6 protein-coding genes and 3 pseudogenes are annotated in these 16,181 nt (G+C 71.5%); 2 read left to right on the top strand and 7 right to left on the bottom strand.

Translation table 11 applies throughout. The features are described from left to right. Positions 1 to 354: 354 nt before the first annotated feature. The 3 pseudogenes from OG978_RS43395 to OG978_RS43385 all read right to left on the bottom strand — a co-directional run. Positions 355 to 1,233 (bottom strand): annotated as a pseudogene (locus OG978_RS43395) (haloalkane dehalogenase); the annotation flags it as partial. Positions 1,234 to 1,258: 25 nt separating this feature from the next. Continuing rightward, positions 1,259 to 1,577 (bottom strand): annotated as a pseudogene (locus OG978_RS43390) (pyridoxamine 5'-phosphate oxidase family protein). A gap of 47 nt (positions 1,578 to 1,624) precedes the next feature. Beyond that, a pseudogene (locus tag OG978_RS43385) lies at positions 1,625 to 1,858 on the bottom strand (NAD(P)-dependent oxidoreductase); the annotation flags it as partial. A 76-nt stretch (positions 1,859 to 1,934) separates the two neighbouring features. Between OG978_RS43385 and OG978_RS43380 the strand changes: the two are divergent. Further along, positions 1,935 to 2,558, top strand: coding sequence for a TetR/AcrR family transcriptional regulator (locus tag OG978_RS43380; RefSeq protein WP_326770600.1), 624 nt, complete (start codon positions 1,935 to 1,937; stop codon positions 2,556 to 2,558). Between the two features lie 244 nt (positions 2,559 to 2,802). Here OG978_RS43380 and OG978_RS43375 read toward each other — a convergent pair whose 3' ends face one another. The 3 genes from OG978_RS43375 to OG978_RS43365 form a co-directional block, all read right to left on the bottom strand. Next, positions 2,803 to 3,279: a nuclear transport factor 2 family protein gene (locus OG978_RS43375; protein WP_326770599.1), complete on the bottom strand. Its 477-nt coding sequence runs from the start codon at positions 3,277 to 3,279 to the stop codon at positions 2,803 to 2,805. Positions 3,280 to 3,356: 77 nt separating this feature from the next. Next, a complete protein-coding gene (locus OG978_RS43370; RefSeq protein ID WP_326770598.1) occupies positions 3,357 to 4,112 on the bottom strand; it encodes a hypothetical protein in 756 nt (251 codons plus the stop codon). Positions 4,113 to 4,125: 13 nt separating this feature from the next. After that, a complete protein-coding gene (locus OG978_RS43365; protein WP_326770597.1) occupies positions 4,126 to 6,138 on the bottom strand; it encodes a hypothetical protein in 2,013 nt (670 codons plus the stop codon). A gap of 443 nt (positions 6,139 to 6,581) precedes the next feature. On the opposite strand from OG978_RS43365, the gene OG978_RS43360 reads away from it, so the two are divergent. Continuing rightward, entirely contained in the window at positions 6,582 to 15,059 is an 8,478-nt protein-coding gene (locus OG978_RS43360; RefSeq protein WP_326770596.1) for a type I polyketide synthase, read from the top strand. Between the two features lie 118 nt (positions 15,060 to 15,177). On the opposite strand, the gene OG978_RS43355 is transcribed toward OG978_RS43360, so the two are convergent. After that, the gene (locus OG978_RS43355; protein WP_326770595.1) at positions 15,178 to 16,131 is read right to left on the bottom strand and encodes an SDR family NAD(P)-dependent oxidoreductase; all 954 of its coding nucleotides are present in this window, start codon (positions 16,129 to 16,131) and stop codon (positions 15,178 to 15,180) included. Positions 16,132 to 16,181: the final 50 nt, after the last annotated feature.

Here is a 16,181-nt window from a genome sequence, read left to right as displayed (position 1 = left end):
TCGCGTAATCAACTGTCGCGAGTACTGCTGTCCAAACGTCGGTGTCGTCACTGTTTGTGCTGGGGCATCACGGGGTGGGCCGTCTGTGTAGCGTCCTGTGCAGCAGATCGCGTTCTGGCCGTTGATGGCTGACCTGCTCCCATGCCTGAGAAGCTGCCCGAAGCGATCAAGTATGTGAGCAAGCAGGACCTCGTAGAACTGAGTTCGAAGAGCGAACGCCTCAACCTCGGCAGAAGACGTGAGCCTGCTTGGCTTGATCAGCACCAGCACAGTCGCTGATCTGTTTGATTGCGCTGGTGCCGGATCGTCCCGGCCTCCGGGACGATCCGGCACGGCCGGGAGCAAGAACTGGGCCTACTGGCACACCAGTTCGTGGCGGTCCGCCCAGGCGCTGATCGCCGCGGCCAGCTCCTCGGGGCGGTCCTCCGGGGAGTGGTGGCCGGCGAGGCCGTGGTGGGAGACCTCCAGGCCCGCGATGTTCTCCTCGCACCAGGCCACCGTCCCCCGGTCGGTCATCGCGCCCGGGCCGGGCTCGAACGCGGCGAGCAGCTTGGGGACTTCGGGGCTGGCGGCCAGCCAGGCGTCGTAGCGCTCGATGCGGGCCACGATGTCGGCGGGCTCGCCGTCCAGCGGCATCATGCGCGTCCACGCCAGTACCGGGCGGCGGCTGTGCGGGGTCGGGAAGGGGCGGCGGTAGACCTCCAGGTCGGCTGGGTCGAGCGGCGTGGCGAGCGTGTCCGGGAGCCCCTCGATGAACAGCGACTTCTCCAGGATCATCTCCTCGCCCACCCCGGGGGTGCGCAGCAGGGTGAACAGCTCCCGGCCCGCCGCCGGGAACTCGTTGCCGACCAGCGGCTTGATGATCGTCTCTGTGAAGGCGAGGCCGCGGACGCGGCCCGGGAGACGGGCGGCGCGGTCGAAGGCGAGCGCGCCGCCCCAGTCGTGGCCGACGAGGACGGCCTCGGCAAGGCCGAGGGCGTCGAACCAGGCGTCGAGGCACCGGGCGTGGTCGTCGAAGGAGTAGGCGAGGTCGGGCTTGCCGGAGTCGCCCATGCCGATGAGGTCGGGGGCCAGCAGGCGGCGGCCGGGCGCGGCCACCCCTGGCAGGACGTTCCGCCACAGGTGGGAGGAGGTGGGGTTGCCGTGGAGGAAGACGAACGGCAGCCCGTCGGGGTCGCCGGACTCGCGGTAGTGGAGGGTGGAGTCGAGGACGGGGAGGGTGGGCATCGCGGTGTCACTTCGCTTTCCGTAAGGGGATTCAGAGGTTGAGGCTCAGAACGCGTTCGACGGCGATCTCGATGACGGCCAGGTCCGGCGGGGTGGGCGGGGCCACCCGGTAGCGGGCGGTGTAGCGGCGGACCGCCTCGGCCAGGCGTACGGGGTCGTCGGTGACGGTGGCCCGGCCTTCGAGGGTGACCCAGCGGAAGCCGTCCGCCTGGCAGAGCGCGACACGGGCTGACGGGCCGCCCGTTCCGGGCCTTGCGCGCTCCCGCCCGGGTGGTCACCCGGACCAGGCCGGTGGCCGCGTCGAAGGTGAAGCGGACGGGGGTGACGTGCGGGATGCCGTCGGGGCGCAGGGAGGTAAGGGTGGCTGTACGGGGGCGGGTGAGGAAGGCCCGTGTGGCGGCCGGGAACTGAAGCGCGCGCCCAGCGCGGAGAGGACGGCGTCGGTACCGTCGATCGCGGCGTCGACGGCCGCCGGGTCGGTCGCGTCGGCTACGGCCACAGCGAGGCCGGGCCGCTCGGTGAGAGAGCCGGGGCGGCGAGTCACGGCGACGACCTCGTGGCCGGCGGCGAGGGCCTGGCCGGTGAGGTGGCGGCCGGTCGGTCCGTTGGCGCCGAAGACTGCGATAGGCATGGTGTCGGGTCATCCCTTCGTGTGGTTCGCGGAACGCCCTTGACTGTCCCGATCACCGAACGCAGGCTCAACGCTGATGAATAACGCCGCTCCTGCCTCCGCCCGCACCCGAGGCCGCCCCCGCGGCAACCCGCCGACCCGCGAGTCGATCGTCTCGGCGGCCCGTGCGCTTTTCCTGGAGCGCGGCTACCGGCGCACCACTCTGCGCGCGGTGGCCGGGGCCGCCGAGGTCGACCCGGCGCTGATCGCGTACCACTTCGGCTCGAAGAAGGGCTTGTTCGCGGACGTGATGCAGTTCCAGTGCGCCAACGCGCTGGCGGTGGACGACGTCCTCGGCGGCGACCCGGCCACCCTCCCCGACCGCCTGATCGACGCGGTGACCGACCTGTGGGAGGACGCCGACTTCCGACAGCTCACCGCCCGGGGCGACGAGGCCGCCGAGGTGATCCGCGAGTACCTGGAACACGAGCTGCTGGCCCGGCTTGTTGAATTCCTCGGCGGCCGGGACGCGGCCGCACGCGCCACGGCCGTGGTGACGATCCTCGGCGGCCTCATCTACACCCGCTACCTCAACCCCCTCCCCACCCCCGCCACCCTCACCCCGTCCGAGACCCGCCACATCCTCACCCCGGCGCTGCGCGCGGCACTGGCCCCGAGGCCGCGCACCGCGGCAACCACGGGTGCGGGCCGCCGTGGCTGACCTGTCTCCGGTGGAGGCGCCGTCCGGCCTGAACGCCGCAGCACCTCCAGTGCCGCCCCCCTTGTAGGCAGCGGTGCAGGAAGGCCTTCGGGATGCCGGGCTCGGCGCTGATCTCCCCGTAGCTGCTGTCCTGCTTCCTGAACAGGCGGTACGTAATCGATCTCGTCGGAGGGGTGGGCCACGGCCTGGTCGGTCTTGGAGTGGGCGACCCACTCGGTGGACATAGCCAGGTTGGGCCCCGCAGTCAGGACTGGTCGGGGTGACTGATTCGCACCGTCTCTCCGCCGAATGGTAGGTGCGTGACTCGGCTGGTGAGGAGCCAGGTGTCCTCGATCTTCCGGAACGTGTCCTCGTAGTGGCCCACGTTGGCGGGAAGCCTCGGGGGCACCATGCCATCGGTATAGCCGTCGACTCGGTAAGTGGCGAAGTAGGAGGTGGCGGTGGCCGCCGACGCGGAATTCACCGTGACCAGGATGTTCGTAGTCATGCGGCGTGACAGCCGGTCCTTGGGACGCGAACCGAAGTAGCTGCGGAGCGCCTCACGCCCTTCCACCCTGCGGTCGCCGTGGGGCCACTCCCACACCCCGTCAGGTGTGAAGAGGTCCGCGACACTGCTCGGATCTCCCAGGTCAAGGCGGCGCACGAACTCGACGATCAGCCGCTCGCAGGCTCGCTCTGCGATGAGACGTTCCAACGGTTCAAGGGCTTCAGTGGGCGTCATCAATTGCTACCAGTCCTCTATGGGATGTCGGCGTACGGCCCCGGCTCCCCAGTTGCGTACGGGAACTTACCGCCCTCTCAGGCCTCGTAGTCCTCGATGAGGCGGCTGATGACCCCTCGCAGGATCTCCGCGCGGTGCCGGTCGTCCTGTTGTTCACGCAGGGCGTGTTCAGTCGCCCGGAGCCGGTGCCAGGCGTCCGCGTCCTCGTCCATCACCAGGTCGACGAGTGGCGAGGAGACCAACTCCAGGCACTCGGCCAGCCGAAGCCGGATGGCGGGGTCCGGCGGGGTGGGCCGGGGGTCGGCGAACCCGTCCGTCAGATACCGCACGGGATCACCGAGGCTCCAGCCGACCACCGCCCCCTCCTGGACAAGGAGGGCCACGTCAGGGGCGATGCCGAGCCGCGCGTCCAGTTCCCGGTCGAGGACGCCGATGTCCCGGAGGCAGATAAGTTCGGTGGCCCCGGGGTCACAGTTGAAGACCGTGGTCTGGGGCATGGCGAACTCCCGGGCAGCGTCCGCGCGCAGCCCGCACGCTTGCGTCCGCGGCTTGTCGTGCACAGCGTGGCCCCGTGGCACGGAGACGTACTGGGGAGGCACGAAGAACGTGAGACTGCACAGTTCCCGGCTGCCCCGGTCGAAACGGAAGTGCTCGTCCTGCGACCACAACCACTGCATGCTGCCGAAGGTGTCCGGCAGTTGCCCCTCCCGTCCGGCCGGATCCTCGTACCCCGCGACGATCAGCTGGAGATCGCGGAAGTCGAAGCGCGGGGTGAACAGGAGAGGCCTGTCCGTCGTTTCGGCGATCAGGGTGTCGCCAATCGTGATCTTCACCGTGCTCGTTGCCTCATCGTCGGATGGGTCTGGCGGCGGGCAAGAAGCCGCCCTTGGTATTGGGGACCGTCCCGTTCACGATGTCTTCGTGGCTCACCGGAGGCCCCGGGTCGTCAGGTGACCCACCGAAAGTTTTGGCTCCCGTCGGCCCCTTCTTCCCGGAGGGGCCGTAGCCCGTGATCACGTCGCCGGCACCGGCTCCGGGGCCCTTCGTGACCACGATGTCCTCGCCCTGCCGGAAGATGAGGTTCCCACGTTGTCCCTGGGAGACGTACACCGCGTCCGGGTTCGTGAGGATCTCCTTCACGCGTTCGTCGCTGAAGTGAGGATGGTAGTTGCTGGACTTGCGTACCTTGCCTTCCTTGGCCCGCTCGGTGATCGTGTCCGCGGCGCTCAGGGCCTTCTTGTCCGGGCACTTGTCGCCGGCGGCAAGGAATTCGGCCCAGTTGGACGGGCGGTGGACAGGGACAGCGGCGTACAGCAGAACCATGGGCTCGGCGGTGCCGCCCGAGCGGGTTCCCGCGCCGGAGACGGAGCTGCCGGGCCTGCAGCCGATGTCGTCCCGTTCCTGCCGTACCTTGTCGACCAGCTTCTTGACCTCGGTCGTAGCCAAGGCATAGGCAGTGATCAGTGTTTCGGCGCGGTAGGGGATGCGGTACTGGACCAGACGGCCACCGCTGGCCCGGGAGCGGGCCCGTGCCTCGGCCTTCTTCTGCGACTCGACCGAGGCGAAGGTCGGTCCGGCGCCCGGGTTGGAGCAGGACAGACTGCCGGAGACGCTGGTGCCGGTGACGGGGAAGGAGCTCCGCGGGCTGGTGCACTGGCCCGCGGACTTGCCGTCAATGCTGAAGGTAGCGGTCATGACCGCGGTGACCTTGCCGTCCGCCAGGCGGCTCTTGGCACTGGTGGTGACCTGACCGGCGACGCTGTTCCTGGCTGTGCAGCCACCGGAACTGCACTTCACCGTTCCCGAGCCGCTGAGGGCCAGCGTGACCCCGCTGTCGGTCGCGTTGTTCAGCTCCTTTGTCTGCTTCTCCAGGGAGTCGAACATGGGGGCGACGTCATCCCCGGTGACCGGCTCCAGGTCCAGGCCCTCGGCATCACTGTCCTCAAGGGGACCGTCCGTCACCTCGGGTATTTCGGTGGGACCCTCGTCCTCGGAGTCCTCCTGCACCGCGGCAGTCGTCAACCGGACGGAGGACGAATCAGTCGAGCCGCCGGAGGGCCCGGCCGGCTGGGAGGCGTCGTAGGACTCCAGGCGCAGCACCCGGTGGGGCTTCTTCTCCGTGACGAGCAGACGGCCCGCAGAGGTGTCCACCGCGAGAGCCGGTGTGCCGTCGACGACAGGAGGCTTCGAGGGCTCGCTCGGGGCGGGTGTGCCCTCCAGCTTGTCGAGAGCCTTCGAGAGCTTTGTGGCCAGATCGGGCGGCGCCGGCCGGTGCTTCACCACCTCGGGCGTCACACTGTCGCTCTCCTCCGCGGCCGCCCACTTGCCCGAGGCGCCCTCGCCGGACTCCGTACCGGCGGCCGGGTCCTTCTGCCGGGTGAAGGTCCTGCCGCCGATGTGCAGGATCTCGCGCTCGGAGCCCGCGGTACCGAAGCGGCTGCCGGAGGCGGTCACGGTGACGTCCCGCTTCAGGCCCGAGCCGGAGTCCTGGTACCGCAGGCCGGGGGCGTCGGCGATGGCGGCCACGGCCTGCCGGAACGGCTTCAGGTCGCGCTTGGCCTGCGATTCCTCCGAGCCCAAGACGCCGTTCCAGACCAGCAGTCCGGCCACCAGCGCCGTGACCAGCACACCGACACCGCCGAACAACAGGAGCCGTCCGCGTCGCCCGACACCCTGCCCGGGCGGCAGTGGTGGGGGCGGGCCGTACGGAGGTCCGTAGGGGGCGTACTGCGGCGGTACCTGCGGAGGAGGCGGGAACTGCGGAGAGTAGGGGCCCTGAGACGGTGGCCCGAAGACGCCGGGCGGCGGGCCGAAGGGGGAATCCTGGGGTGGCCGGTGTATGTCGTCGTGCTCCGTCATGGTCTCCCCCGTGTGTCATCTGCGGGCCGCCGTCGCGTGGGGCGGGACCCTTGCGTCCGGCCGTCGTTGGCCGTCGAGGCGGAACGGGCTCTGGCTGCAGCAGAATTCGAGTACTCCCGGATCATTCTGGAGGTGAGGCCATGTCATGCGCCGCTGGTTTCCGGATTTCGGCCGGAAGCGAGTGGCCGTAACCGCCCTGTTAACGCACTGCGCCCGGCGCAGGCTGAACGGGGGTCAACGGCCGGGACCCGGAGCCGCCCGCCCGGCACGGGAAACACGAACCCTTCAAGGTCCTCGTCGCTCTCCACCTGGTCCAGCGGCACTCCGCGTGCATGGAAATGGAAGGTGAGTCGTACCCCGTCTGTGTCACCCCATCGCCGGGAGGCAACCTGGTCCACCGTGCCGTCGTCCTCAACGGAGGGTCGTCTCAAGGAGGTCATGCGGTGGGTAGGCACGCCGACATCGTCAAACCACTGCCGGAACTGCTCGGGCACCACGCCCGGCGCCTCGGGGACAAGATCTGTTTCGAGGACCGGCTCAGGCGTGTGACCTACCGGGAGCTGGAGCGGAGGACCGCACGGCTGGCCGGTCACCTGGCCGGACTCGGCCTGGCGCGCGGTGACCGGGTGGCCGTACTGCTCGGCAACCGTGTCGAGGCGGTCGAGAGCCTGCTCGCCGTCACCCGGGCGAGCGGCGTGGGCGTACCTCTGGACCCCGGGAACTCGGAGGAGGAACTGACCCGCTTGCTGGACGACAGCGGGGCACGGGTGCTCATCACCGATGACGCCTGCCTGACGCGGAGGCGAACGCTGCCGTTGCGACCCGGGTTGATTGTGGTGGTGGCCGAAGGCGGTGTCGAGGACAGGGCCGGGGACTCGGCTTCGGGCGCGGACATCGAGGAGGCGGCGGGCGCGGACCGCGTTCTGCGGTTCGAGGAGTTGGCGGGTACGGAGCCGCGGACGCCGGCCCGGGACGATCTCGCGCTGGACGAAGTGGCCTGGCTGCTCTACACCTCGGGCTCCTCCGGCGCGCCCAAGGGCGTCCTGTCCACCCAGCGCAACCGGCTCTCGCCGGTCGCGACGGGCCTTGTCGGTGTCCTGCGTCTGTCCGAACAGGACCGTGTGCTGTGGCCGTTGCCCCTGCATCACGCGATGAGCCAGATTGTGTGTTTCCTCGGGGTGACCGCGGTGGGGGCGAGCGCGGTGCTGCTGCCCCGGTTCTCGGTGGCGGGGGTGCTCGGCGAACTGCGTGGTGGGGACGCCTCGTTCACCTTGCTCGGCGGGGTTCCGACCACGTATTCGGCGCTGCTCGACGCGGTCCGGGGCGAGGAGAGCGATAAGGGCGGCGGCGGTCTCGGCGGCCCCACGCTGCGTGGTTGTGTCAGTGGTGGCGCGGCGGCGGGGCCCGGGTTCCGTGAGTCCTTCGGGGCAGTCTGCGGTGTGCCTTATCTGGAGCACTACGGCAGCACGGAAGTGGGCCCGGTCACCATGCCGGCGCCGGACGGGGCGACGCCGTCCGGGGCGTGCGGCCGGGTGCTGCCCGGCGTCCGGGTCCGGGTCGGCGGGGGCCCCGACGGCCGGGACACGGGCGAGGGCGAGTTGTGGGTCAGTGGGCCCGGGGTGATGGCCGGATACCACGGCAGGCCGGAAGCCACCGCGGAGGTACTGCGCGACGGCTGGTTCCGCACGGGTGACCTGGCCAGGATCGATGCCTTCGGTGCACTGGCGATCACCGGCCGGGCGAGTGATCTGATCATTCGGGGTGGGGTGAACATCCATCCTTCGGAAGTGGAGGCGGTGCTGCGGCGGCTGCCGGGGGTGGCGGACGCCGCCGTGGCCGGACGCCCGCACCCCGTCTTCGGCGAGGTGCCCGTCGGCTATCTGGTTGCCGAGCCCGGCGGCGTGCTGGACAGGGGGCGCATCCTCACCGCCTGCCGTGCGGAACTGTCCGGATTCAAGGTGCCCGTCGAGCTGTTCGAGGTGGAGGACCTTCCCCGCACCTCCTCCGGGAAGATCCTGCGGCGGGACCTTGCCGACCTGCCGGCACGGGCGCTGGGTGCGGAGGCCGCCGGCAACGGGAAATCGTCGGAGGACCTGCTCGCCCTGGTGCGGGGCGAGGTGGCGGCCGTGCTCGGTTGTACGGCTCAGGCGGTGGAGCCGAGCACGGCGCTGCGGGACCTGGGGATGGACTCCCTGACGGCGACGGTGCTGCGGGAGCGGTTGTCGGCGGTGACCGGCCTGCCGCTCTCCGAGGCCGTCGCCTTCGACTTCCCCACTGCCGCAGCACTCGCCGCCCACCTCGGGGAACGGAACGCCGTCGCACCGGCCGGCGCCGGGTCCGTGGACCGGAGTGCGGCCCGGTCGGACGACGATCCCGTGGTGATCGTGGGGATGGCGTGCCGCTATCCCGGAGATGTGACCTCTCCCGAGGAGCTGTGGCGGCTGGTGGCCGACGGGAGGGACGCCATCGGTCCCTTCCCCACCGACCGGGGCTGGGACGTCCGGTCGTTGTACGACCCGGACCCCGGGCGGCCCGGACGGACGTATGTGCGCGAGGGGGGTTTCCTCTCCGGTGTGGACCGCTTCGACCCCGCCTTCTTCGGTATCTCGCCCCGCGAGGCGTTGGCCATGGACCCGCAGCACCGGCTGCTGCTCGAAGTGGCGTGGGAAGCCTTCGAGTACGCCGGTCTCGTCCCGGGCACTCTGCGCGGCTCGGCGACCGGGGTGTACGTCGGGCTGATGTACAGCGACTACGCGCGCCGCCTGGCGAGAACGCCGGAGCAGGTCGAGGGGTACCTCGGCCTCGGCAACGCCGGAAGCGTCGCCTCGGGTCGTATCGCGTACGCCTTCGGCCTCGAAGGCCCGGCCATCACCGTGGACACGGCGTGTTCCTCGTCCCTGGTGGCCCTGCATCTGGCGGCCCAGGCGCTGCGCCGGGGTGAGTGTGCTTTCGCGTTGGCCGGTGGCGCCACGGTGATGTCGGGGCCCTCGTCGTTCGTGGAGTTCAGTCGCCAGCGGGCGCTGGCGCCGGACGGCCGCTGCAAGGCGTTCGGTGCGTCCGCCGACGGCACGGGGTGGGCCGAGGGTGCCGGAATGCTGCTGCTGAGCCGGTTGTCCGAGGCGCGCCGCGCGGGGCTTCCGGTATTGGCCGTGGTGCGCGGCTCGGCGGTGAACCAGGACGGCGCGAGCAATGGGCTGACCGCACCGCACGGGCCGGCGCAGCAGCGGGTGATCGGGCAGGCGCTCGCGGACGCGGGGCTGAATCCTGGGGACATCGACGCCGTGGAGGCGCACGGCACCGGCACCCGGCTGGGAGACGTCATCGAGGCGGAGGCCTTCTTCGCGACGTACGGGCGGCAGGCGCGGCAGAGTCCCCTCCGGTTGGGCTCGGTGAAGTCGAACATCGGTCATACCCAGGCCGCTGCCGGAGTGGCCGGTGTGATCAAGATGGTGCAGGCGATGCGGCATGGTGTGCTGCCGCGTACGTTGCACGCCGACGAGCCGACGCCCCGTGTCGACTGGTCGTCGGAGCGGATCGCGCTGCTGACCCGGGCGGCGGAGTGGCCCGCGACGGACCGTCAGCGCCGGGCGGGGGTGTCGTCGTTCGGAATCAGTGGCACCAACGCCCATGTGGTGCTCGAAGAGCCTCCGGGCGACGGGGAGGCCGCATCACCGTGTGCCGTGGCGGATGGCGGGGCTGCGAGGGGCGGCCGTGTCGGAGCCGGGGCGGGGCTGGAATGTGCGACAAGTCCCGGGCGGGCCACGGTGGCCTTTCCGGTGTCGGCGAGGAGCGTTCCGGGGCTGCGGGCCCAGGCGCAACGGTTGTACGACCATGTGGTCGCCGCTCCTGACGCGTCCCTGGTGGACCTCGGGTACTCACTCGCCACCACGCGTGCGGCCTTGGAGCACCGGGCCGTGGTGGCGGCCCGGGACCGTGCCGAACTGCTCGGCTCCCTACGGGCCGTGGCGGAGGGCGGCGGCCGGTCCGGAGTGCACACAGGCACGTCCCGACAGCACGGCTCGCCGGCCTTTCTGTTCACCGGTCAGGGCAGTCAACGTGTCGGCATGGGCCGTGAGTTGTACGAGTCGCGGGGCCTGCATCCGGCCTTCGCCGGTTCGTTGGACGAGTGCTGTGCCCTGCTCGACCCGCTGCTGCCGGTGCCTCTGCGGGACGTCATGTTCGCCGCGCCCGGTACGGAGACGGGCGCGTTGCTGGATACGACCCGGTTCGCGCAACCGGCGCTCTTCGCTCTGGAGACGGCGTTGTTCCGGCAGTTCGAGGCGTGGGGGGTACGCCCCGGCCTGGTGGCCGGGCACTCGGTGGGCGAGGTGGCGGCGGCGCATGTCGCCGGGGTGTTGTCCCTCGCGGACGCGTGCACGTTGGTGGCGGCCCGGGGTCGGCTGATGGACGCGCTGCCTTCGGGCGGCGCGATGGCGGCTGTGGCCGCCGGCGCGGACGAGGTGGCTGCCCACCTCTCCGCGGCCGGGGGTGTGGTGGAGATCGCCGCGGTCAACGGGCCTGCCTCGGTGGTTGTCTCCGGCGACGCGGCCGCGGTGCGGGAGGTGGCCGCGTACTTCCGGGAGCGGGGCCGTTCGGTGACGCCGCTGCGGGTCGGTCATGCCTTCCATTCCGCTCGGATGGAGCCCGTGCTGGCCGAGTTCGCGGACGTGGTCCGGCGTCTGTCCTTCGTCGCGCCGCGGCTGCCCCTGATCACCGCTGTGCCGGGCCGGGCGGCCTCCGCCGAGGAGGTGTGCACGCCGGAGTTCTGGGTGGACCATGTCCGCCGTCCGGTTCGCTTCGCCGATTCGGTGGCGTACCTGGGTGAGCAGGGCGCGGCACACTACGTCGAACTGGGGCCGGACGGGGTGCTCACCGGCCTGGTACGTGATTGCCTCGCCGTGTCCGGGCCGTCCGGGGCCGGCCCGGACACGGGCGAAGCGGGCGGCGGCGAGCGGGGCCCGGTTCCGCTGGTTCTGCCGACCCTGCGCGGGAAGCGGCCGGAGGCGGATGCCTTGCTCGACACGCTGGCCGCGCTACATGCCCATGGCGTTCCCGTCGACTGGCGGGCTGTCTTCGCCGGGTGCGGCGGGCGGCGCGTCGCGCTGCCCACGTACGCCTTCCAGCGCCGCCGGTACTGGCTGGAGACCGTCCCGGAGCATCTGCCCGTGTCCCCGACGGCCGAGTCCACCCATCCGTTCCTGCGGTCGTGCACCCGCACGGCCGACGACGACGGGTTGCTGCTGAGCGGGTTGCTGTCGGTGCAGGACCAGCCGTGGCTCGCCGACCATGTGGTGGCCGGGGAGATCTTGCTGCCGGCGACTGCTTTCGTCGAAATGGCCCTCCACGCCGGTGAGTTGACGGGCGCTGCTGTCCTGGACGAGCTCGTTCTGACCGCGCCTCTGCCGTTGCCCTCGGACGGTGCTGTCACCTTGCAGGTGAGGGTGGCGGGGGCGGACGACGCGGGGCGGCGGGCCGTGCTCTTCCACTCCCGGCCACATACTCCGGCGGGTGATGGGCCCTGGCTCCGGAACGCCGTCGGCACTCTTTCGCCGGCGCAGCCGCCTACGGACCGGGGAGCGGCCGCAGGCGAGACCAGCGGCGTGCCCCGGCCTGACGCGCCCTGGCCACCGGAGGCGGCGATGCCACTGCATGCCGACGGTCCGGGGACCGGAACCGGACCGTATGAGCAACTGGCCGCCGACGGGCTGCGTTACGGCCCCGCTTTCCGGGGCATGCGCGCCGTCTGGAGGCACGGGGAGGAGTTGTACGCGGACGTCGCGCTGCCCGAAGCGGCCCGGACTCCGCGCCGGGAGGCGGACGGCCCGGAGTTCGTCCTGCATCCCGCACTGCTCGACGCGGCGCTGCACGCCCTGGCCCTGAACGGCCTTGTCGCGAACGGTTCCGGGGCAGCCGGTCCGGCGGCCGACGGGCTGTCCCTGCCGTTCGCCTTCAGCGGGGTGCGCGTGCACACCACCGGTGTGCAGCGCTTACGGGTACGGGTGGCCCCCGGGCCGGACGGTCGGGCCGGAGTGGAGCTGGCCGACGAGACGGGCTCACCGGTGGCGACGGTACGTTCGCTGACGCTCCGGCAGCTTCCGCGTACCGGCTCGACGACGGCGGACGCGGTCACCGGTACTCTCCACCGGACGGACTGGGTGCCACCGGGCGAGCCGCCCGCACCCGTGGCAATGCCCCGCTGGGGGGTTCTGGGCGCGGCGGGCACACGGCTGGTGGATGCTCTCGCGCCGCCGGGTTCCGGCGTCCCGGTGTATCCCGGCCCGGCGGCGTGCGACGCGTCGTCGGCCGTCGTCGTGGCACCGTGCCCGCAGCCGGGCACGACCGGCGGCGGGCAGGACCAGGCCGCCGGTCTGCTGCGGGCAGCGGACTGGGCGCTGAGGCTCGTGCAGGAGTGGCTCGCCGAGCCGCGCCTGTCCCGCTCCCGTCTCGTCCTCGTGACGTCCGGTGCCGTCGCTTCGGCAGGTGACGTATTCCCAACGGATGATGCCGCCGGTCGCAGGAGTGACGGCCAGTCCGACGAGACGGCGTCCGTACCGTTGCACACGCCGGTGTGGGGACTGGTCCGCTCGGCCCTGCGGGAGAATCCGGGCCGCTTCGCTCTGATCGACGTGGACGAGCACCCCGACTCCTGGAGTGCCCTGCCCGCCCTGCTGGCTGCCTCGGTGCCGGAAGCAGCCGTACACCGGGGGACGGTGTACGTGCCGAAGCTGGTGCCACTGGCCGAGGCGGCACCGAAGCCACGGAAGAGGCGGCCGCTCGACCAGGAGGGCACCGTCCTGGTCACCGGCGGCACCGGTTCCCTGGGCATGCTGGTGGCGCGGCACCTGGTCACCGCTCACGGCGTCCGGCATCTGCTGCTCGCCGGCCGACGCGGGCCGGACGCTCCGGGGGCGCGGGAACTCGTCGCGGAGCTGTGCGAGGCGGGCGCCCGGGTGACCGTTCACGCCTGTGATGTCGCGGACCGGACCGCGCTCGCGGCCCTGCTCGACACGGTACCGGCGGCCCACCCGCTGACCGGCGTCGTACACACTGCGGGGGTGCTGGACGACGGCGTCGTCGCGGCGCTCACCACCGACCGGGTGAGGCAGGTGCTGCGCCCCAAGGCGGACGCCGCTCTCGCTCTGCACGAACTGACCCGGGGTCACGACTTGGCCGTGTTCGCGCTGTTCTCCTCGGTGGCGGGTACCTTCGGCTCTGCGGGCCAGGCCAACTACGCCGCGGCCAATTGTGTGCTGGATGCCCTGGCGCGGCACCGAGGGCGGCTCGGACTGCCCGGTACGTCGATCGTCTGGGGCCCCTGGCAGCAGAACGACGGCATGATGGCGCACCTCGGCAACGCGGACCGGCAGCGGATGGCCCGCTCCGGGTTCGGCCCGCTCGGGCCGGAAGAAGGCCTGGCTCTCTTCGACGCGGCCGTGGCCGGTGACGAACCCGTGGTGGTGGCGGCCCGCCTCGCCCCGGCCGCTCTCCGAGGCGGTGGCACGGCGGCGAACCGGCTACGAACCCCTGCCGCCGACCGGGATGGCACGGGCGACGGGGGCGGGGACCGGCTCGGCCGGGCGTCGGCGGCTGCTTCCCCCGGCGAGATGGGCGGGGTGCTGCTCACAAAGATCCGGATCCTGGCGGCCCGGGTCCTGGGCCATCGGGAGGAGGCGAGCGAGATCGACGAGGACGCCCTGCTGGCGGATCTGGGGCTGGATTCCCTGGCCGCTGTCGATCTGCGCAATGAGCTCGCGGCGTGGACGGGTCTGGCACTGCCGTCCACGCTGCTGTTCGACTTCCCGACGCCGCGCGCGCTCGCCGTCGAGCTGACGCGGCGGTATGCCGCCGAGGCGCCTTCTGCGGGTGCCGCGTCCGACGGCCGGGCACAGCCTGAGGACGCCGGCTCGCCGGGCTCCCCGGGCCGGCCGACGGACGACGGCGCGGGCGTCGGCGCGGGGATCGGTCCGGGGATCGGTCCGGGGATCGGTCCGGACGGTGGTCCGGGGATCGGTCCGGGGATCGGTCCGGACGGTGGTCCGGGAAGCGGTCCGGGGGCAGGCGCTCCGCCGGACACCCGGGTGCAGATCGCCGAGGCACCGCATGCCGGGGAATCTCCGGACTCCCTGGGCGCGCTCTTCCGTACCGCATGCGCCCTGGGCCAGAGCTGGGACGGCATGGCACTGCTCACCATCGCCGCGCGCCTCCGCCCGGTCTTCGACAGGACCGGGGCACCCGGTGCGACGCACGAACCCGTCATGCTCGCGGCGGGCGGCACGGGGCCCCGGCTGGTCTGCTCCCCCGCGCTCAGCGCGCTGTCCGGACCGCAGGAGTACGCGCGCCTCGGTGCCCGGCTGCGAGGGCTGCGGCCGGTTTCCGCAGTGCGGCACCCGGGGTTCGAGCCCCGAGAGGCTCTGCCCGCCACACTGGACGCTCTCGTCACCGCCCAGGCCACTGCCGTCCGCGCAGCCGCGGCCGAAGGCCCCCTGGCACTGCTGGGGCGGTCGGCCGGTGGCTGGGTGGCCCATGCCGTGGCCGAGCGTCTGGAGTCCGAGGGTGCTGCCCCGGCGGCCGTCGTCCTGGTGGACACCTATCCCCCCGGTCACGGTGACCAGGAGCAGGCGCTCTCCACGATGACGTCGGACATGCTGCGCCGGGCGGCGGAGTTCGCCTCTGCCAGTCCCGATCGGCTCACCGCCATGGCCGGATACTTCGAGCTCTTCCGTGACTGGAAACCCGCGCCGCTCGCCTGTCCCACACTGTACGTACGGGCCCGGGATCCGCTGCCCGGCGCCGACCCCGCCCCGGACTGGAGCCGGCCGCACGCCGAGGTCACTGTGCCGGGGAACCACTTCACCATGCTGGAGGAACATGCCCGTACCACCGCACTCGCCATCCACCAGTGGCTCGGCAGCCGGTTCTGAGGACGTCCTGGGAGAGGCGCGGGGCAGGTGCGGGCGTGGACGGCTCCGTCCCACGCACCCCGCGTCAGGCCCGTCATGGCCCGCATCCACTTGAGGACCGTTGACGGGATGGCTGCCATCAGGTGAACAGGTCCAACTCGGTGAGCTCGCTGGAGAGTTGCCAGAGCCGGGATGCCGCGTCCGGGTCGACGGCCCAGGGCTTGACCCCACCGATGAGCATGTCGTCGGTGTGGGCGGGGTCGGCGATGTCGCAGTCCTGACAGTACGCGCCACCGTGGCCGTCGAGCAGCGGTGATGTCGCAGCCCATACAGCCGTCGCCGCGCCCTGCGCCGGCGTCTTGAATCCGGCTGCCGGCGTGCCGTCCGGGGTGATCCAGCCCTGGGCCATCTGCTCGTCACGGGGGATGTGCCGCTGCAGTGGGGTCAGGATGCTGCCCGGGTGGACCGCGAAGGCGTGCAGCCCGCTGTCGGCGCCGAGCGCGTCGAGGTGCACGGCGAAGAGGGCGTTCGCGGTCTTGGACTGCGCGTAGGCCAGCCACCGGTCGTAGCCATCACGGAAGTGGAGGTCGTCCCAGCGCATGTCGGAAAGAAAGTGACCGGACGAGGCCACCGAAACCACTCGTGCCCCTTCCGTCAGTGCCGGGCGGAGACGGTTGACGAGAGCGAAGTGGCCGAGGTGATTGACCGCGAAGTGCGCCTCCCAGCCCGGGCCGACGCGTGTCTCCGGACAGGCCATGATGCCCGCGCCGTTGATGACGAGATCGAGGGTGCGACCGGTCTCCAGGAAGCCGACCGAGAACGTCCGGACGCTCTCCAGGTCCGCCAGGTCGAGGACGTGCACCTCCGCCCGGGGGACGCCTCGCAGGGCCTCTTCCGCTGCGGCGGACCTGCGTGCGGGGACGATGACATGTGCTCCCGCCCGGATGAGGGCAAGCGTGGTCTCCAGCCCGAGGCCGGAGTAGCCGCCAGTGACCAGGGCGGTTTTGCGCGACAGGTCGATTCCGGCGAGGACGTCGTCCGCCGTGCTGTGGGCACCGAATCCGGTGCCGGACTTGTGTTGCTGCGTCGTCATGACCGCGACGCTAAAATCTAGACTGCGCTCTAGGTCAAGGTACTGTCGGC

The organism is Streptomyces sp. NBC_01591, assembly GCF_035918155.1.
Classification (GTDB): Bacteria; Actinomycetota; Actinomycetes; order Streptomycetales; family Streptomycetaceae; genus Streptomyces.
The sequence above is the reverse complement of the archived record's forward strand: the minus strand, read 5'-3'. Positions and strand labels throughout refer to the sequence as shown.